Origin of the sequence: Clostridium sp. YIM B02500 (assembly GCF_022324665.1) — a bacterium.
In the GTDB taxonomy this organism is placed as follows: domain Bacteria; phylum Bacillota; class Clostridia; order Clostridiales; family Clostridiaceae; genus Clostridium; species Clostridium beijerinckii.
Genome location: NZ_JAKGTE010000003.1, coordinates 223,166 through 242,999 on the forward strand (window position 1 = coordinate 223,166; position 19,834 = coordinate 242,999).

The 19,834-nt window shown below is 27.9% G+C and carries 18 protein-coding genes; 16 read left to right on the forward strand and 2 right to left on the reverse strand.

Annotated elements, in window-relative coordinates; translation table 11 throughout:
- Positions 1–25: 25 nt before the first annotated feature.
- From hemB to L1S46_RS03700, 4 genes are all read left to right on the forward strand, one after another.
- Entirely contained in the window at positions 26–991 is a 966-nt protein-coding gene (gene hemB / locus L1S46_RS03685) for a porphobilinogen synthase (RefSeq protein WP_236895168.1), read from the forward strand.
- A 237-nt stretch (positions 992–1,228) separates the two neighbouring features.
- Positions 1,229–2,524, forward strand: a complete 1,296-nt coding sequence (gene hemL / locus L1S46_RS03690; protein ID WP_077831519.1) for a glutamate-1-semialdehyde 2,1-aminomutase — start codon at positions 1,229–1,231, stop codon at positions 2,522–2,524.
- A 40-nt stretch (positions 2,525–2,564) separates the two neighbouring features.
- A complete protein-coding gene (locus L1S46_RS03695; RefSeq protein ID WP_238899243.1) occupies positions 2,565–3,206 on the forward strand; it encodes an epoxyqueuosine reductase QueH in 642 nt (213 codons plus the stop codon).
- 83 nt (positions 3,207–3,289) lie between these two features.
- Entirely contained in the window at positions 3,290–3,847 is a 558-nt protein-coding gene (locus L1S46_RS03700) for a DUF3867 domain-containing protein (protein ID WP_077831521.1), read from the forward strand.
- A 646-nt stretch (positions 3,848–4,493) separates the two neighbouring features.
- On the opposite strand, the gene L1S46_RS03705 is transcribed toward L1S46_RS03700, so the two are convergent.
- Positions 4,494–5,468: an alpha/beta hydrolase gene (locus L1S46_RS03705; protein ID WP_038457281.1), complete on the reverse strand. Its 975-nt coding sequence runs from the start codon at positions 5,466–5,468 to the stop codon at positions 4,494–4,496.
- Between the two features lie 373 nt (positions 5,469–5,841).
- On the opposite strand from L1S46_RS03705, the gene L1S46_RS03710 reads away from it, so the two are divergent.
- The 6 genes from L1S46_RS03710 to L1S46_RS03735 all read left to right on the forward strand — a co-directional run bounded on the left by L1S46_RS03710 (position 5,842) and on the right by L1S46_RS03735 (position 11,617).
- A complete protein-coding gene (locus L1S46_RS03710; protein WP_011968626.1) occupies positions 5,842–6,780 on the forward strand; it encodes a hypothetical protein in 939 nt (312 codons plus the stop codon).
- Between the two features lie 160 nt (positions 6,781–6,940).
- Positions 6,941–8,398, forward strand: a complete 1,458-nt coding sequence (gene thrC / locus L1S46_RS03715) for a threonine synthase (protein WP_011968627.1) — start codon at positions 6,941–6,943, stop codon at positions 8,396–8,398.
- Positions 8,399–8,409: 11 nt separating this feature from the next.
- Entirely contained in the window at positions 8,410–9,306 is an 897-nt protein-coding gene (thrB, locus tag L1S46_RS03720; protein ID WP_238899244.1) for a homoserine kinase, read from the forward strand.
- Positions 9,306–9,743, forward strand: coding sequence for an ACT domain-containing protein (locus L1S46_RS03725; RefSeq protein ID WP_023974269.1), 438 nt, complete (start codon positions 9,306–9,308; stop codon positions 9,741–9,743). Before thrB ends, L1S46_RS03725 begins: the two co-directional genes overlap by 1 nt.
- A gap of 216 nt (positions 9,744–9,959) precedes the next feature.
- Positions 9,960–10,514: a hypothetical protein gene (locus L1S46_RS03730; RefSeq protein ID WP_039772063.1), complete on the forward strand. Its 555-nt coding sequence runs from the start codon at positions 9,960–9,962 to the stop codon at positions 10,512–10,514.
- A 437-nt stretch (positions 10,515–10,951) separates the two neighbouring features.
- Complete coding sequence (locus tag L1S46_RS03735) at positions 10,952–11,617, forward strand: hypothetical protein (protein WP_238899245.1); 666 nt, start codon at positions 10,952–10,954, stop codon at positions 11,615–11,617.
- Between the two features lie 301 nt (positions 11,618–11,918).
- Here the strand turns inward: L1S46_RS03735 and L1S46_RS03740 are convergent, their stop codons facing one another.
- Positions 11,919–12,260, reverse strand: coding sequence for a hypothetical protein (locus L1S46_RS03740; protein WP_011968632.1), 342 nt, complete (start codon positions 12,258–12,260; stop codon positions 11,919–11,921).
- 592 nt (positions 12,261–12,852) lie between these two features.
- Between L1S46_RS03740 and L1S46_RS03745 the strand changes: the two genes are divergently transcribed.
- The 6 genes from L1S46_RS03745 to L1S46_RS03770 all read left to right on the forward strand — a co-directional run bounded on the left by L1S46_RS03745 (position 12,853) and on the right by L1S46_RS03770 (position 19,833).
- Entirely contained in the window at positions 12,853–13,992 is a 1,140-nt protein-coding gene (locus tag L1S46_RS03745) for an acyltransferase (protein ID WP_171788673.1), read from the forward strand.
- A gap of 559 nt (positions 13,993–14,551) precedes the next feature.
- Positions 14,552–14,692 (forward strand): hypothetical protein, encoded by a 141-nt coding sequence (locus L1S46_RS03750; RefSeq protein WP_011968634.1) that lies wholly within the window; start codon positions 14,552–14,554, stop codon positions 14,690–14,692.
- A 515-nt stretch (positions 14,693–15,207) separates the two neighbouring features.
- Positions 15,208–16,281 carry a hypothetical protein gene (locus L1S46_RS03755; protein WP_077305390.1) on the forward strand — a complete coding sequence of 358 codons (1,074 nt, stop codon included), beginning with the start codon at positions 15,208–15,210 and terminating at the stop codon, positions 16,279–16,281.
- 359 nt (positions 16,282–16,640) lie between these two features.
- Complete coding sequence (locus L1S46_RS03760) at positions 16,641–17,195, forward strand: sigma-70 family RNA polymerase sigma factor (RefSeq protein ID WP_077831215.1); 555 nt, start codon at positions 16,641–16,643, stop codon at positions 17,193–17,195.
- 1 nt (position 17,196) lies between these two features.
- The gene (locus L1S46_RS03765; RefSeq protein ID WP_238899246.1) at positions 17,197–18,438 is read left to right on the forward strand and encodes a hypothetical protein; all 1,242 of its coding nucleotides are present in this window, start codon (positions 17,197–17,199) and stop codon (positions 18,436–18,438) included.
- A gap of 444 nt (positions 18,439–18,882) precedes the next feature.
- Complete coding sequence (locus tag L1S46_RS03770) at positions 18,883–19,833, forward strand: DUF3800 domain-containing protein (RefSeq protein ID WP_238899247.1); 951 nt, start codon at positions 18,883–18,885, stop codon at positions 19,831–19,833.
- The last annotated feature ends 1 nt before the right edge of the window (position 19,834 follow it).

The following is a 19,834-nucleotide window of genomic DNA, read 5'->3' on the forward strand; positions in this document are numbered from 1 at the left end:
GGCTAAAATAATGGAGGAGTTTGTTATGATTAAAAGAGGTAGAAGACTTAGAGTTAGTGCTGCCATTAGAGATATGGTTAGAGAAACAAGTTTAAATTCAAAGGATTTTATTTATCCTATTTTTGTTGTTGAGGGAGATAATATAAAAAATGAAATTTCATCATTGCCAGGTGTTTATCATTATTCAGTTGATAGGCTGTATGAAGTAGTTGAAGAAGTTAGAGAAGCTAATATTTCTGGAGTATTACTTTTTGGAATTCCAAACCATAAAGATGAGTGTGGTTCTGAAAGTTATAATGATAATGGAATTGTTCAACAGGCAATAAGAGAAATAAAGAAGCTTGATAAAGAATTGCTTATTATTACTGATGTCTGCATGTGTGAATATACTTCACATGGACATTGTGGAATAATTCATGATGAATATGTAGACAATGATGAAACATTAGAATATTTAAGTAAAATAGCAGTATCACATGCGAAGGCAGGTGCAGATATTATAGCTCCTTCAGATATGATGGATGGAAGAATTGGATCATTAAGAAGTGCATTAGATGAGAATAACTTTAAGAATGTTAGTATAATGAGTTATTCTGCTAAATATTGCTCGGCTTTTTATGGACCGTTCAGAGATGCTGCAAATTCAGCACCACAATTTGGAGATAGAAAGACATATCAAATGGATCCAGGAAATAGAATGGAAGCCATTCGTGAAACGCAAATGGATGTAGAAGAAGGAGCAGATTTCATTATGGTTAAGCCGGCACTTTCTTACCTAGACATAATAAGAGATTGTAAAGAAAATTTCAATCTTCCTCTTGTGGCTTATAATGTAAGTGGTGAGTATGCTATGATTAAAGCAGCTGGAAAGCTTGGCGTTATTGATGAAGAAAGAGTAATGATGGAAACTTTAACATCGATTAAGAGAGCTGGAGCAGATATAATTATTACTTATCATGCATTAGAGGCAGCAAAAGTTCTAAGAAGATAAAAGAACACAAATAGATAGTAATTAAAAAATTTATATATTGTAAAAATAATTATTCACCATAATTCTAAAAATATTACAAGAATTTTAGTCGTAATTGTGAATTGTGCATTGCAACATATATATTTAAATATATAAATTTTTTACAATTTAAATATAATAATATGTAAATATGAAACAATAAAAATATAAACATATATAAATATTTATAGATTTTATGCGGGCTAAGGAGGAGTTAAATTGAAAAACGTTGATATATTTAAAGAATCAGAGGAATACATGCCTGGTGGAGTTAACAGTCCGGTTAGAGCCTTTAAGGGAGTTAATTTAAATCCGCCTATTATAAAAAGCGGTAAAGGCGTAATAATCAAAGATGAGGAAGATAATGAATATATAGATTTCGTATTAGCCTGGGGACCATTAATTCTAGGACATTGCGACGATGATGTTGTAGAAGCTATTAAGGAAGTTAGTTCAATGGCATTGGCTTTTGGAGCACCAACAAAATTAGAATTAGATTTAGCAAAATTTATATGCACTAATCTGGATAATGTTGAGATGATTAGAATGGTCAATTCGGGAACAGAAGCTACTATGAGTGCAGTTAAACTTGCAAGAGGATACACAAAGAGAAAAAGAATTGTTAAGTTTGCAGGATGTTATCATGGACATTTTGATGGTTTTTTAATTGAAGCTGGATCAGGAGTGATGACAGGAGGAATACCAGGTTCACTTGGTGTACCTAATGAAAGCATAGAAAATACGTTAATTGGTATATATAATGATAAGGAACAAATTACAGAATTATTTAAAAAATATGGTAATGAAATTGCGGGAGTTATTATTGAGCCGGTAGCTGGAAATATGGGAGTAATAAAGTCAGAAAATGATTTTATGGAAACTCTAAGAGATCTTTGTAATCAATATGGTTCACTACTAATATTTGATGAAGTAATGAGTGGATTTAGAGTAGCATTTAAAGGAGCACAATCACTATTTAACGTTAAGCCAGATTTGGTTACTTATGCTAAGATTATGGGTGGCGGACTTCCATGTGGTGCATATGGTGGAAGAAAAGAAATAATGAAGAATCTATCCCCTTTAGGCGGAGTCTATCAAGCTGGAACTATGTCAGGAAATCCAATTGTTATGGCAGCAGGTATAGCAACTTTAAATAAGTTAAAAAATAATCAGAATTATTATGATCACATCGAAAATATAGGAGCTAGACTTGAAGAAGGTATAATAAATATATCAAAAAAATATGATCTTCCGGTTGTAATGAATAGAGTTGGAGGAATGATGACTTTATTCTTTAATGATTTAAAAGAAGTTAGAACTTATGATGATGTTAAGAAATGTGATGTGAATAGATTTAATAGATATTTTGAACATATGTTAAAATCAGGATTTAATTTACCTCCGTCACAATTTGAAGCATTATTTTTAAGTGTACAACATAAAGAAAGTCATATAGATGCTTTCTTAAAAGCATTTGAAGAGTTTGCATCAAATGAAAATAAAATGAGTTTATAATAAAATGCATTAATAAACTTATAAAAGGAATGACTTACATATGAATAAAATTAATTATCAAAAGGAATTAGATTACTTAATTGAAAATTTGGTAAAAAATGAAGAGGTTCCAACTTTACTGCTTCATAGTTGCTGTGCACCTTGCAGCAGCTATGTTTTGGAATATTTGTCACAATATTTTAAGATAACTATCTTCTTTTATAATCCTAATATATACCCAATGGAGGAGTATAGTAGAAGAGTTGCGGAACAAAAGGGTCTTATATCAGAAATGAAAGTCAAAAATGAAATAAGATTTATTGAAGGAAAATATGATACGGAAAGTTTTTATAAGTTAACTAAAGGTTTGGAAGAGGAAAAAGAAGGTGGAGTTAGATGTTTTAATTGTTATGAATTAAGACTTAATGAAGCTGCTATAATGGCCAAGGAAAAAGGCTATGACTATTTTACAACAACATTATCTATAAGCCCTCATAAAAATTCTGCTAAATTAAACGAAATTGGTAAAAGTTTATCTGAAGAACATGATGTAAAATATTTATATTCTGACTTTAAGAAGAAAGAAGGGTATAAACGTTCTATAGAGCTTTCTAAACAATATAAATTATATAGGCAAGATTATTGTGGATGCGTATTTTCTAAAAATGAAAGAATGAACGATGATAATGAAAAAAATAAGTAAGCAATTATTAAATAAAATATAATAAAAAAAGTACAACAGATAAATACTTAATATTATATAATAATACAAAGGAGAGGATTAATGTGTCTGATAAAATTATAGATTTTAATGAATTAAAAAATAAGGTCAAAGATAAAGACATAGATAAATTCGAAGAGTATATTTATTCTATGTATTATAAACTGGCTGAGGGCAAAATGAATATGTCTGATTTCTCCAAAAATATATTAGCTTACATGGAAGAAAATAATATATCACAAGATAAATTAATAAATATACAAAAAAAGTTTCTAGAAAGATATGGGGTAGATCCTTCTTTAATTCAGGGGCAATTTAAAATACCCGGATTTGATACGGGTGGAAGCAACTTAGACTATCAGACTATTAAAAAGACAATGGGGTTTCAGGAAAAATACAAAAGCAGAATATCTAATAAAACAATGTCAGAATATTTCATAAAAAACGAGAAAAATGATTTGAAAGTACTTCTAGAGAATTTAGAGGTTATATTAGTTAGTGAGAAAAGTATAGACTTAAATGATAATGAGTTAAATGAATTTTTATGCTCATATAAAAAAGTAATAGAGGATAAGAAAATAAATATAGTAATATGTGAAAATGTAAAAAATTACGAATATTAATTTTCTAGGTGAAGTGTCAGATAAAGTAGATGAAATTATATAACAAGTCCCAATTATCATAGAATGTTCTTATGTGCAGAAAAGTTCTGTATTGCAGTATATCTGCTCTTTTCATAAGTGCATAGCTGCGCTTTATAAGATGTATATTTTAGGACATTAAAAAGTTAAGGGTGAGCCATAAAGAAATTAGGGCATACCCTTTATTTTTTTATTCTTTAGGAATTTATATTCCGATAAAATCTGTGGATAATTTAAAAAAAGTTGATTGACTAGTTTTTGTATTTTAAAAAGAATAAAAAAGAAATCTTATTCGCCTTCATAAAATGTTCTTATATGTAGCATAGCTACCATTTCTGATGTGCAGATTTTTCTCACATGCGTTCGAAAAGGCAGATGCGTGAAAAAAATCTCCGGCTCCACAGTCCCTGCGATTTTTTTATACCTATGTGTAAAGAGTTGGAAAGTACTAATGATGATAGCCTGTAATTTGGCTGATAGTATCAATAATTAGTCTAGGAGAAGAATGTCCGACGTGAAGTATAATCTGAAGGAAACCGAAGGTAAAGTCTTGCATCAGATATACGAATTACAGTTGAGGATTAGATTTGTTGCATCACATTACCTACGATTTCTATAAATATTTACTCTATAAAGGTGAATTGAATATTACAAATTTAAGTAATCCCTCGGAAATATCTATAACATCATCTTTAGAGATATCCGATAAATCATGAGCGCTGCTATTTAATGTAATCAGCTTAGCTTTTGAGTGTTCCTGAACACATTTATCGTAAAGCTCCTTTGAACTTTCATAAGGAACCATATTATCTGAATTGCTATGAATTATCAAAGTATTTGGAGTTGCTTTGTTGACGTAAGTTATGGGATTATATTTTTTTATTACATCTTCTTTATTTGAAATAGAAGCAAAAATTTTTGATAAATCATAATTTAAATTTTGAGTATTTAATAGACTTAAATCAGTTGGTCCTGCAAAATCAATTAAGTATTTTACTTTTGAAGAATAATTGCTTAATTCGTTATCATCTATAAATTCATCATCACCACTGTAACTTGCCATGAGAGAAAGATGCGCGCCGGATGAAACACCAATAATGCCTATTTCACTTGTATTAAGATTATAGGAATACTGATTCTTATTTATCCATCTTATTGTATCCTTGACATCGGAAATTTGTTTGTTGAAATTTTCCTTTTCTTTCATAAGCTCATAGGAAGTACTTATAATTGTATAACCTTGTTCTCTAAAAGTATCGAGTACTGGACTCAATGCATCAGGAATATTTTTATCTCCATAAGCCCAGCTTCCACCATGAACATATACAAGTACTGGTGAAGATTTATATACTTGATTTATTGGACCGTAAATATCTAGTTTTAATGGGACACCATTAGTATTTTTATAAATAACATCTTTGTAATTCATTGAACTTGATGACTTTTGAGTATTGAATTCCTGTATTGTCCATACATGATTTTTTAAAGAAATATACTTATCAGCAATTCTATACGATAACATAATTCTTTTGTAAAAAAACAAACTAAAAACAAAAAGTACAATAAATAAAATTAAGAAAAACCTTTTAAAAAACTTCTTCATTAAATACCATATGCCTAATAATCAATAAAATTTATTCGGGTATTTATAATAATTTAGGCATATCTCCTTTCTGAAAAGATTTTATAATATTAAAATACTAATATAGGCAATCTAAAAAATGTGTATAGAAAACAAGCGTTTAAGTACACCTAAAGACTATATTAGAATTTCTATATTAATATAAATTTATACTATAAATTTATATTACAAAAGATTCAAATAATTCGCAAATTAAGAAATTTGCAATTTATTGGGAAAAAATAGATGCATTTTTAATAAAAATAAAAGTATAAATAATATTTTATATTAGTATGAATATGAATAATATATAAGAAGAAACGAATAGATATTAACCTTTTTGAAAGGAGTATATATGAGCAATCCTTTTGGTATACTTGTTTATTTAGATGAAATTTTAGTTAGAAATTTATCCTCTTTAGTGTTAACTGGATTCATAGAAACAATAACTAGAACTCAAGCTTTTGATAGAACATTATCAGCAGGGTTTCATGAGGGAGATAGAATAGAAAATTCTAATCAAGGAAGTGTTACAAGAATTGAGAGAAAAGGATTTAAGGATAAAAATGAATTAGATGCTAATAATAATTTTGAGCATCATCATATTGATAAAGAAATAGATGCAAGGCAATGTGTAAGAGAGGAAAGACAAGTTAAAACTACTTATACTACATTCGTATTAAATGGAAGTTTAATTAACTACTTTAATGAAAATAAACAGTTGCAGCATAAAAATGAAAAAGATATAGAAAATAATAATATATATCCAGGAGATCTAATTGAGATTGAAGGAACAATTACAAATAAAAGCATTATGTCTTATATTGAAACTCTAATTAATTTGATAACAATATTTGGAGCGGAATACTTGGATGATCTAACTAAAGAATGTAATGTGAAAATAAATTTTTCAATGTGCTTAAAAATGCTGACTTATATGAAAAGTATTTTAGAAAATAATAACACTACAGATTTAATTATGAAATGTGGAAATGGAACAATAATACTAAACGTCAATAAAGATAATTTCATGAATAATAAATTTAATATATTTGATAATATAAATTGTCCGTGTAGGGTCATAGGAAAAGTAATAAAAACGTGCACTGAAGAACAAGATTCTATAAGTTTACTTAGAAAAACTGGCCAAGAACAGTTTTATGAAAAGTTTTTTGAGCAATTTACTCCTCTTATAGAGTGTTTAGAGAAAAATAATATTTTTGTACCAGAGTGCCCAGATTTAAGAATTAATGATTGCGCAATCCAAATAATGCCATTAAACATTTACATGTAAAAAAATATTATGATTTTCATGTGTTTTATGGAAAAACACTTGTTTATCTATAGAATACATGATAATATATATTACAGGTGGAATATGTTTATATATACTTAAATTTGTTAATTAATAAAGATATATTTTCATATTTAATACAATTTTGAGGTGATATTAGATGAAGTTTAGAAGTACTAGGGGTCTGGATAAGAATATAGAATCTGCTAGAGCAATAATTAATGGAATTTCAAAAGATGGCGGATTGTATGTTCCAGATGAATTTCCTAAAGTCTATGATGAATTGAAGGAAGATACGCATATTAAATATGAAGATCTAGCATTTAAAGTTATCAATGAGTTTTTCACAGATATTGATGATGCGGAATTAACTGGGGCAATTAATGACGCATATAATGATAGATTTAGTGTGGAAGTAAAGAACAATTTTTTAGAATTATATCATGGACCAACTTGTGCATTTAAGGATGCAGCGTTATTATTTTTACCACAAATCATGAAAAGAGCTAAAAAGATTTGTGATGTTAAAGAGGATATAACAATTCTTACAGCAACTTCAGGAGATACAGGAAAAGCTGCACTTGAAGGTTTTAAAAATATTGATGGTTTTAAAGTTGTAGTTTATTATCCTAAGAATGGTGTTAGTGCAATTCAGGAAAGACAAATGTCAAGTCAAGAAGGAAACAATGTTAAGGTCATTGGAATAAAGGGGAATTTCGATGATGCTCAGACAGGCGTAAAAGAAATCTTCGGAGATAATGAATTCAGAGAAGGGCTATCTCAAAAAGGATTTATCTTATCATCGGCAAACTCCATTAATATTGGAAGATTAGTACCTCAAATAGTGTATTATTTTTATGGATATTTTAATTTAGTGAACCAAGGAGTAATACAAAAAGATGATCCTATAAATGTTGTAGTTCCTACAGGAAATTTTGGAAACATATTAGCAGGATATTATGCTAAGCAAATGGGATTACCAATAGATAAATTTATATGTGCATCAAATGAAAATAAAGTTCTTACAGATTTCTTTGAAACTGGGGTATATGACAAGAAAAGAGAACTTATTTTAACAGAATCACCGTCTATGGATATACTTGTTTCATCTAATCTTGAAAGATTATTATTTGAAGCAAGCGGTAGAGATACTGAAGTTGTTAGCAAATTAATGGAAGATCTAACTACTAAAGGTGTTTATGAAGTAAACGAAAAAATTAAAAGCTTCATAAAAGAATTTTATGGAAACTTTGCGACTACAGAAGAAGTGTATGATGCTATAAAGGAAGTTTATAAGAAAGATAATTACTTGATGGATACTCATACAGCAGTGGCATATGTAGTTAAAAAGAAGTATATAGAAGAAACTAAAGACGACAAACCAACTTTAATACTTTCAACAGCAAGTCCGTTTAAATTCCCAAGAAGTATTTGTAATGCACTTGATATTGATGTAGAGGGATTAGATGATTTCAAAGTATTAAATAAATTATCTGATTCAACAAATAATAAAATACCAAATAGTTTAAGTACTTTGGAAAATGCAAAAGTAATACATGATGAAGTTTGGGATAAGAGTGAAATGAGAAATGCTCTATTATCTTATTTGGATTCATAGGTGATAAATATATGATTACAGTTAGAGTACCAGCTACATCAGCAAATATGGGACCTGGATTTGACACGCTTGGAATAGCATTAAATTTATACAATGATTTTGGGTTCAGGGAAATGGAAGATGGTTTGAAGTTTAATGGAATGCCAGAAGAGTTTTGTAATGAAGATAATATTATTTACAAAGCAATGAAATATTGTTTTGATAAAGCGGGCTATAAAATAAAAGGATTAGAAATAAGTGAAATTAAACAAGATGTTCCAGTATCTAGAGGTCTTGGAAGTAGCTCTACATGTATAGTTGGGGGACTAGTAGGAGCTAACGAAATCTTGGGGAAGAAGTTTTCAGAAGAAGAGTTGTTGGAGATGGCTGTAGAAATTGAAGGGCATCCAGACAATGTTGCACCAGCCTTACTTGGGGGCATGGTTGTTGCAATAGTTGATGAAAACAAGACCTATTATGATAAGATAGATGTAAAAAATGGAATTAAGTTTATTTCGATAATTCCTAATTTTAGATTATCAACTGAGGAAGCAAGAAAAGTGCTTCCGAAGGAAATAAGTTTAAAGGATGGAGTATATAATGTATCAAGAGCAGCTCTTATGGTTGCATGTTTTTCTAGCGGAAAATATGAATTATTAAGGTATGCATGTAAAGATGCCTTTCACCAAAATTACAGGAGTAAATTAATTCCTGGTTTTGAAGAGGTGTATAATAAGAGTTATGAATTAGGAGCTCTAGCTTGCTATCTAAGTGGAGCAGGTCCTACAATCATGGCGATTATCGATGAAAAGGATGAGCGCTTTAGCAATAAGCTTAAAGAATTCTTGCAAATAAAAGGATTGGAATGGAATATATTAGGGTTATCTTTAGATAATGCGGGGGCAACCATTATAGAAGGTACAAAATGATGAGTGGAGATTACTTAGTTATAGATAAAAGGGTTTTGCCTGATGTTTATGAAAAAGTTCTTTTTGCAAAAAAATTATTAAAAGATGGAAAAGTAAAAGAAATAACTGAAGCAGTAAAAATAGCAGGAATAAGTAGAAGTGTTTATTATAAATATAGAGATTTCGTATTTGATTTTGCAGAAACTTCAGAGGGTAGAAAAGTTACCTATAATATTATATTTAAGAATGAAAAAGGGCTTTTATCGAATATAAGTAATTATATTACAGAAAAAGGCGGAGACATTTTAACAATAAATCAAGGCATACCGTTAAATGGTTATGCTAATTTGAGTATAACCATAGATTTGTCTACAGTAGATGGAGATATAAAAACATTGACAGAGGGTTTGCTTAACATAAGAAATGTTGAAAAAGTTGAATTTATAGGAATGGAATAGGAAGGGAAACCTTCCTATTTTAATTATATAAATTTAAAAAATATCAATAAAATATAAAATCTGTTCAAAAATATGCTAGAATAAATTAAAGTCAGTAGAGACAAGTTCTATATGCAACAAGGAAGGTTTTATAGTAACTATAAAGATTAGAAATGGCACATTATTCAGAAATGGAGGTGTGTTTTTTATTACACAAAATTAAAATGGAGTGATTTCATGATTAGAAATAAATATGAAAGTGATTATATGATTAAAAAGCTTGGATTAAATAGAATGTCAGAAAAGATATTTACGTATAATTCAACTTTAGATGAACTTAAAAGTTATTTAGAAGAGAATACCTATAAATATTATAATATAAGAGATAAATCTGTATCAGGCGGTAAGTTTTTATATATGCTTACCAAAGATCAGGTGTTGCTAAAAAGCAAAAAATACAAAAGATATGCAGTATATGAGAGTTTAGCTATTGCGGATGATAGATTAATATTACAAGGTGACATAGAGATAGACAGAGATTTTATTATGAGAGCATCGTTAAGTGATATAAAAGGAATATCAAATAGAATTGCAATGGAAAAGCCAGTATACAATATTTATAATTACGATTTAAAAGAAAAAAGAGATCCGCCAATAAGTGGATTATCTAAAGTTATAGATTATATATCACAAAATTCTTTAATTGACATGGTGGTTGAGTTCTCTCTGTTTGAAATACCGGTTGGAATAAACCAAGAAAATATAATAATTTGGGAATTAAGAAACTACTAAAAAGTGATGACTAAAATTATATAGAAGTAAACATTATATATTTTTTAATGAAAAGACAAACTTCGTTTTCCTATGACTCATATGTTGAAATTTTTGCCAATATAAATAAAAGGCACTCGTTATGAGTGCCTATCAATAATTAGAGAAAGCAAAGTGGAAAGTTTGAACTCTAACTTATTTGATTTTATTATAGCATAAAGAGGGGAATATATGAATGCCTGAAATAAAAAAACAATTCAGTATAAACTCTATAATTATTTATTTCAAGATGAATTAAAAAAAATACAAAAATATTGAAGAGTTTAGAAAATTCCAGTATGTTTAAACTACAAAAAATACAATTATTTTTTTAACTTACAAGTAATGACATAAATTTACATAGAAAGATGTTATAATTTTATTGTAAAAGGGTTTTAAAATAAAAATGGGGTGAGATAATGAGAGTATTATGTAATAATTGTGGTTTAAAGTGTCATATTAAGGAATGGAAGGAAAGGCTTGATGATTTGTTAGCTAAAAAGCAAAATAACTTATTGGATGATGAAGTAATTTGCTTAAGTCAATCTATTGATGATTTAATATCTGACTGTATATTTTGCAACACAAGCAATTTATATAGTTCCAATCGAAGAAATACTGGTGAAAGAGATTCTATTTTACACTACTATGGAGAGCAGCATTTAATTGTTAATTTATATAATTACATAGAAGAAGGAATAAGAAGTAAAGAAAATATCTACATTTCTGTTGAGAAAAATCTTTATAAGAGATTAGAAAATTATCTTATAATCAATAGAATTCCTACAGAAAAATTTAAATTTATGTGTTTAAAAGATATTAAATCAATGATTGAGAATAATGACAAATCTATTAAATTAAGAGAAGAAAAATCTAGGTGGATAGTTCAACCATCTTTACAAAAGCACTTTTTATATGCAGAAAGTACTTTAAATAAACATACTAAAGATTTAGATTTGGACATTCTCTATGTATATGATGCTTATGAGCATATTCATAGAAATGCTAAGAGTGAGTTAAGCTCTAAACTATTAGGAAAATGTCAATATTCACTAAAAAGAGAAAGTCATGAATTATGGGTTTAAAAATAATGTGGAATTAAGAGTCTTATAGTTAAGGCTCTTTTTTGTGTTACAGGATCACTGATAAAGGCAAAGTCTTCAAAAATATAAAATAAAAATAGCCTTATTGTTGTATGGAATTATAAAGATGTTAGGTTATAAAATTGGATTATTTAAAGGAATTAAGTAATGTGGAAATTTCAAAATGATACAACTAAGCGTGGCGTATACCTCCTTGTTCATGATCAGTAGAAAAATGCTTAAATTTCAGACAAGCTCCTATAAAGGAGGAGCTTGTATATACATTTGTAATTATAAAGAGTATTTATCTGCCATTTATATTGATTGGTGAAAATGATATGCTGCCATCACCAATTATTATAATTTTATAATCATATTTCATAGGACGCATTACATATTTCATTGAATGTCCTTCGAACCTTATAGATTGTTGAATTCTTTTATTACTATCGAAAATAATCATAAAAACTTCGTTAGGAGAAAGGTTCTGAACATTATACATAACATTTTGCATTATACTTAAATCTGATATAGTGTAGAATCCTTCTGAAAAGTTTTGAGGGAGAGATGCAGCAGTGGCAGTCGTTTTATTAATATTAAATGTGATTAGTAAAATAATAGAAAGTATAAAAGTAAATTTTTTCATTATTTAGCCACCTTTCATAATTTAAATTCGAATATTGAACCGCTCAAATTTTATTATTAGAATTTAGATAAAATATATAACAGAAATATGTTAGAAGATTAATATGAATACTAGGAATTAATGAATATAAAGTAAATGTATCTGGTAAGATTGATTAGTAATTACGTTGCCATAATGAATATAGTTGTAGTCGATATTATTAGAGGATGAGAAGTATAGATTACTTAAAGTTGAGTTTCCAATTTTTTGCGTAATATCAATAAGCTAAAAACATATAAATAAAAAAAAGGAGAATTAGTTCCAAATAGATAGACCCCATTAGAAATGTATAGGGGATAGCTTGGGGATGTATTTTGTAAGATAATAAAGTGATTTCTATTAATAAAAATTTAAAGAATGTTGAAATATTCTTAAAAATTTTAGAATATTAACTATATATAGTCATTAGGCGTGATATAGTTAATATTCAGTAAAAATATAAGTTGAAAATAAATGCTATTATAACAGTAAATTATGATATAATTTACCAGTGATAATAGAAAGTTTAAGTATAAGACTATTAAGTTAGTTTTATTGACATGAGGTGTATGCGGTGGAAAATACAGAAATTGACTCGAAGATTAATATGTTTGAAAGAAAAATAGGAAGAAGCTCTAATTTGGAGTTACTAAGAATTTTGGCGATAATAATGATTATTGCACATCATTATTCTGTTCATGGTGGATGGGATATTCCTAACGAACTAAGTTACAACAGGATAATTGTCCAATTTTTAAGTTTAGGTGGGAAATTAGGTGTTAATTGCTTTGTTTTAATTACAGGATACTTTATGATTAATTCAAAATTTAATATAAAAAAGTTTGCTAAAATTGTAGGACAAGTTTTCTTTTATTCTGTAGTTATAATGCTGATTTTTAAATTATTCGGAATATCTCATATAGGAATTAGAGAAACTGCTAAATCATTTTTTCCTATAATATTTTCTAAGTATTGGTTTGCTACTACATATGTGGAATTATATATACTATCCCCATATTTAAATAAGCTTATCAATTATTGTACGCAAAAAGAGAATAAGATATTGATTACCATACTGATTGTAGTGTTATCAGTCATACCTACTTTTTCAAATTCATTACTTGAAATTGATAATTTATCTTGGTTTGTATTTTTGTATTTAGTTGCATGTTATATAAGGAAATATCAACATAAGTTTTTTGATAAGACGAAATTACTTTTAGTGATATTTACTAGCAGCTATATATTAATAATGTTCTCAGTAGTTATACTAGATGTGTTATCTCTAAGAATAAATGATTTTCCTATTGATCCTACATTCTTAAGAGAGATGAATTCCCTACCAATGTTTATTTGCTCGATTTCATTATTTCTTTATTTTAAAAAATTAGATATTGGATCTAAAAAGATAATTAATAGTATATCTTTAACTACATTTGGAATATATTTGATTCATGATAATAATCTTGTTCGGAGTTACTTATGGGAACATATTGCTAAAAATAATTCCTTTTACAATTCAAGATGGTTGTCGCTTCATGCTATAATTACTATTTCTCTTGTATTTTTCATATGCATGGTTATTGAAGGGATGAGAATTAATTTTATCGAAAAACCAGCTATGAAGTTTTGGGATAGGGAAATAGAGAGCAAATTCCTAAATAAAAGTAGAAATTATATAGATAGATCTTTCTCCCAACATATATCAAATTAAGAATGAGAATTTTATTGTCTAGATTTCATTATTGTTATGAACTAAAACTTATATTAAATTATTAAGAGATGCAGACTTAGAAGTTACAAATATTTCTGAGTTTGTTTTTTTTATTCCTTAGTTATCTATATGAAGCCAAATTGGTGGACATTGAGTTGATTCGTTGCGGGTATAAATCACGAGAAGACTGATTCATTTAAAGAAGTCTTAAGATTAGTAGGAGATTTATGCTTCACAGTATTATGGAGCTGTCTTAAGTAGTTTTATGAGCAGCTTAATGCATAATAAGATGAATCATAAATTAGTATAAACTTAGAATGAGTGCGTATACTAAAGTCAAGAATAATATGCAAAATAGAAATTTAGATATAAGTACATAAGATATTACAAAAGAAGATTTTAGATCTATATACCTTATATAATATAGATTGATGATGATAATATTTAGCCACGTTAGTTTATATGTTATTTAGAAATAATATTTACATATCATTATGTGGCTTACTGATGCAAATTTTTAATATGAGTTAAATCTAAAGAAGTGTAAGGAGAGATAATTATGACTAATAAACGTAAAGTCACTAAAAAGCAAATGGCATCATTAGGATTAAGAAAGACTGAAAATGGAGATTATGATTACATAAATCCAAATGATCCAAATTCAAAATATAAACCCGTAAGAAAAGAGCCAAATAAATAGGGCTCTTTTTTTATTTTTCAGGAATTTATATTTTAATAAAGTCTGCGGATAACTTAAAAAAAGTTGATTGACTAGTTTTGGTATTAAAAAAATAAAAAAGAAATCTTATTCGCCTGCATAAAATGTTCTTATATGCAGAATAGTTCAGTATTGTAGCATAGCTACTCTTTTTATAAGTGCATAGCTGCCATTTCTGATGTGCAGATTTTTTTCACATACGTTCGAAAAGGCAGATGCGTGAAAAAATCTACACATATGAAAAGAGTGCGAAGCACAATACGGAACTTAAACACAGTCGCCTGCGATTTTGTTCTAATTAAATTTATTTAAATTCTATCAGCAGTATTGTCAGATTTCATAATAACAATACGAATTATATTATGAAAAGCAAAAAACAACTGACAGAAGTTTTACAGTACTTATTAAAACCAGGGTTTTAAAATTATTAAGAAGAGTAAAGAAAAAAATAGTTGATTTGTGTACAAAAAAATAACTATTGGGAGGGATTTTATAATTTGGAGAATAAACTAGTTGAAAAATTGGATGATTTAAATATTAGTGATACTAATTTGTTGCTATCTAAAGATATAAAGTTATCATTAGATGATATCACTATAAAAAGAATTGAAAAATTAGTTAGCAAAAAAACTGGTTATTATAAATCAAATAATACTTTTAAAGAAAAAATGAATTATATTTTAGGGGGAATTTACATGAAAAGAAAAATAGCTTTAGTACTATCTGTTGTAGCGCTTTCAAGTTTAGGGGGAGGTGTATATGCTCATGCAAAGACCACTCCTGTAGCATATGTTAGTGTAGATATTAATCCAAGTATTGAACTATCAGTAAATACATTTGATCAAGTTATTTCTGCAGAGGCATATAATGAAGATGGTGAAAAAGTGTTGGAAGATACTAACCTAGTAAATAGCGATGTTGATGATGCAGTTAAGAATATTATTACAAATGCAGTTTCAGATGGATATATAAAGGAAGACGGTACATCGGCAGTTGAAATTACTACAGCTACGGATAAAGATAATGTAGCAACGAAGTTAGATGAATCTTTAAAACAAATTGCTGACAAATCATTAGAGGAAAATAATATAGAAGCAACAGTTGAAACTCAGAATGTTGCTCTTGCAAGAAGAGATGAAGCAAGAACGTTAGGAATAACTCCAGGTAAACTAAACCTGATACAAAAACTACAGGAATTAGATCCAACTATAAGCGTAGAAGATTATAAATCAAGTTCTGTAAAAGATATACAAAAGAAGACTAAAGAATTAAAGAAGATCAATAATAATGAAGAGACTACAGTTAAAGATGATGCAAATACTGGTGGAAACATAGAGAGTGATGCTAATCAAGATGCAGTTACAGAAGATAAAATAAGCAATTCTTCTTCTAAATCAAATGGAAATGGAAGTGTCAAGAAAGAAGAAAATAGTGATTCATCTAGTAAAAAAGAAGAAAATGCTACAGCAGTTGAAAAATCAAAAGATAATTCAGCTAAAACTCAAAAACAAAGTGATAACGGTAATTCAAACTCGCAGAATGGTAATAAGGATAAAAATAAAAATAATTAAATAGTTTAAAATGAGTAGCTAATATAGAAAATAATAATAGCTACTCATTTTTTTGCGATAATCAATTTGAATTTAGAGTTTCATTAAATCCAGTGGAGGAACAGAATGTATAAATTTAATTGGAATATATCGTGAAATAGTATAAAAAATTATTATTGAAGAATCACTAGTAATAGCATTAATAGGATTTATCTATATATTTGATATATATTACATAGAACAGGAGAGAAAAGAAAATATAAGTATTTGATATTGATAATGTAAAAATTATTATATTTTTTGAAATTTATTGTCAGATTTTATTTATGTATTACGAATTGTATAATATATAACGAAATTTTAGGGGAAGAAGGTGCGTTTTGATTTCGGATATTGAATTACTAAAACTTTTGGATGAGAAGCCGGAAATAGGCCTTAAAAAGCTGATGGATAACTATGTGGCACTTATTTACACAATAATATTTAATAAACTTTCTGGAATGTATTCAAAAGAAGATATAGAAGAATGTGTAAGTGATGTGTTTTTTGAAGTATTTCATTATAAAAATAGAATTGATTTAGATAAGGGATCAATCAAAGCCTTTTTAGCAATTATAGCAAAAAGAAAAGCTATAGATATGTATAGAAAAAATAAAAATAATAATCATCTTCCAATAGATGATGTAGCCCAAGAATTACATAGTGTTGTAGATGATGCAGCACATTCGATTTTATTAAAAGAAAGCAATTCTGAGCTTATAAGTGCTATAAAATCATTAGGAGAACCTGATAGTGAAATAATTATAAGAAAATATTACTTGCATCAAAGCTCGAAAGACATTTCCAGTGATCTGGGTTTAAAGGTTAATACAATTGATAAAAAAGTTTCTAGGTGTATGGAAAAATTAAAAAAATTATTGGGAGGTGGGAGATAAATTGGATGACAAATTATTTGAATTATTAGATGACTTAAACATTAGTGATACTGATTTATTATTGAATGAAAATATTAACCTATCTATGGACTTGTCTTCTAGACAACGTATTGAAGAATCTGTAAAGAAAAAAGCGGGATACTTAAGCAAGAAAAATACATTTAACAATAAGATGAAAAATATTTTAGGGGGAACTTATATGAAGAGAAAAATTGCTTTAGCTGCATCGATAGCAGTAGTATTTAGTTTAGGAGGAGGAGTATATGCTTATGCTAAAACTCCGGTAGCATATGTCAGTTTAGATATTAATCCGAGTGTTGAGCTAGGAGTAAACGCTTTTGATACAGTGGTATCTGCAGAAGCATATAATGAAGATGGTGAAAAAGTTCTAGAAGGAACTAATCTGGTAAACACTAAAGTTGACAATGCAGTCAGCACAGTAATAACAAATGCCATATCAGATGGTTACATAAAGGAAGATAGTACAAATGTAACTACAGCTGCAGCAGTTGAAATTACAGTATCTACAGATAAGGATGGTTTAGCAGATAAGTTAAATGAATCTTTAAAAGAAACTGCAGATGAAACATTAAAAAATAATGATTTGGAAGCAGAAGTTGAAACTGATAAAGTAGCACTTGCAAGAAGAGATGAAGCAAGGCAACTCGGAATAACTCCAGGAAAATTAAATCTTATACAAAAGCTTCAAGCACTAGATCCAAATATTAAGGTAGACGATTATAAATCGATTTCGGTTAAGGAAATTCAAAAGAAAACTAAAGAATTGAGAAAAATGACTAGAAATGATAATGATGCTGTTGATGTAAATAATTCTGTAGATACTAATACGAATGTTACAGATAGTAATACCAATACTAACACTGGAACAGATACAAACACAAGCACTAGTAATCAGGATGCTAATGTAGCGTCTGGATCAACAGAAGAAGATATTACATTTACACAATCATCAATAGGAGATCAAAAAACTAAAGAAGCTAAGACAGAAAAAGGCAATAATTCATGGAATGAGAAAAGTAATAATGGTAATTTGAAAAAAGAAGAAAATAGTAATGCAGACATTAATCAAGAAGAAGACCAAGACAGGAAATATGAAAAGGCTTCAAATGGATCCGAAAAAAAGGGTGCTGGAACTCAGGGAAATAGCAACTCATCAAAGTCAGAGAAAAGTAATAATGGCAATTCAGATTCCAAAGGTAAGGGAAATGACAAAAATAAATAGACAGTAATCTAAACTGATATATTTTCTATAGAGACAGGATAATTTTAACGAGTAAATTGTCCTGTCTCTATAAATATTTTAAGAGCTCTAGAATACTAGAAAAATATTTTTCATAAATTTAGTAATCTAAGTTCTAAATCTATAGAAGTATGCCATATATTTATTTAGTATTAACGGATACAATTGCAAGATAAATTTAAACTTATTTTGTGATTGTATTTGCTATTTCGACGTATCAAAAAATAGAGGAGAATTTAATTTTGAGTAGTAGGGTAATAAAAAATATATTTCCTTTAAAAAATCGCATTAGTACGATGATGTTTAATAAATTATATGTAAAAAAGCATGCTTAGGATAGTTATAAGGATGTATCTGTTGTTGTGCGTTGTAAAGAATATTGGGTATATTAGGTTAAAGAGTAATTAGTGAAGGGGAGAAGTTTATATGGGGAAAAAATATGTAATGTTTATTGATGAAAGGGGAATTAGAAGTTTAGATAAAAGCGGAAATTTCTCAATGGTAGGGTTGATTTTTGAATATGATTATTGCATCGATTGGAAAAACAGTGAATGTGAATTGAAAAGAAAATTAAATGAGTATAAGAAAGAATGTCTTCTGGATAGTGATGCAAATATACCAATGGATAATATAATATTAAAAGAGGAAGTATACAAGAATATTGATAAAATTATAATAAGTGAGTTTGTAAATAAATTACCAACATTGATTAGCAGATTAAGATTCAAAATAATTTCAAGCTCAATTAAGCAAAATTTAAATGAATCAGATGATTCGTATTCAATAGTGACAAAAAGACTTTTAAAGAAGTTCTATTCATTTATTACTAAGAATGATGGAGAATCAGGTGGGATAGTTATTGAAGCAAAAGTAGGAAATAGAAATTGTAGTATAATGCAAAATTTCTTTGATATATATAACAATAGAAATATTAATTTAAGTATGCAAGATAATGTTCAGAGTAAAATTAATACATTTATTGTATCTGATAAGAATAATAAAATTTATGGCTCTGGAATAGAGATATTAAATATAATAACTAATGTATTTTTTAGAGTTCTAAATGGAAATAGAGAAATTAATGAGGAATTAATATCATATATAGAGTATGGCAACAGGGATAAGATATTTAGTGAGCTTAAACATAATGTATACAACGATTTAGAAATAGGAATCTCACGTTCTCAATTACAAGCTATTTCTCATAATTATATTGAAGGTTTTAATAAAGAATTAAAATTACTAAAAGAGCAATTAAAGCTTAAGGATACTAGAATAAAAGAAAAGGAAAAAGAAATCAGTGAGCTTACTAGCGAGATTAAATTGTTATCTAAACAGTTGGAGAGAGTGTTAGTGAACAGAAAAATGATAATATAGT

Coding starts and splice junctions, on each gene's coding strand:
- L1S46_RS03740 (WP_011968632.1), bottom strand. CDS start 12,260: ATGAAAAAATTTACTTTTATACTTTCTATTATTTTACTAATCACATTT.
- thrC (WP_011968627.1), top strand. CDS start 6,941: ATGAAGTTTAGAAGTACTAGGGGTCTGGATAAGAATATAGAATCTGCT.
- thrB (WP_238899244.1), top strand. CDS start 8,410: ATGATTACAGTTAGAGTACCAGCTACATCAGCAAATATGGGACCTGGA.
- hemB (WP_236895168.1), top strand. CDS start 26: ATGATTAAAAGAGGTAGAAGACTTAGAGTTAGTGCTGCCATTAGAGAT.
- L1S46_RS03710 (WP_011968626.1), top strand. CDS start 5,842: ATGAGCAATCCTTTTGGTATACTTGTTTATTTAGATGAAATTTTAGTT.
- L1S46_RS03770 (WP_238899247.1), top strand. CDS start 18,883: ATGGGGAAAAAATATGTAATGTTTATTGATGAAAGGGGAATTAGAAGT.
- L1S46_RS03730 (WP_039772063.1), top strand. CDS start 9,960: ATGATTAGAAATAAATATGAAAGTGATTATATGATTAAAAAGCTTGGA.
- L1S46_RS03695 (WP_238899243.1), top strand. CDS start 2,565: ATGAATAAAATTAATTATCAAAAGGAATTAGATTACTTAATTGAAAAT.
- L1S46_RS03705 (WP_038457281.1), bottom strand. CDS start 5,468: ATGAAGAAGTTTTTTAAAAGGTTTTTCTTAATTTTATTTATTGTACTT.
- L1S46_RS03750 (WP_011968634.1), top strand. CDS start 14,552: ATGACTAATAAACGTAAAGTCACTAAAAAGCAAATGGCATCATTAGGA.
- L1S46_RS03735 (WP_238899245.1), top strand. CDS start 10,952: ATGAGAGTATTATGTAATAATTGTGGTTTAAAGTGTCATATTAAGGAA.
- L1S46_RS03725 (WP_023974269.1), top strand. CDS start 9,306: ATGAGTGGAGATTACTTAGTTATAGATAAAAGGGTTTTGCCTGATGTT.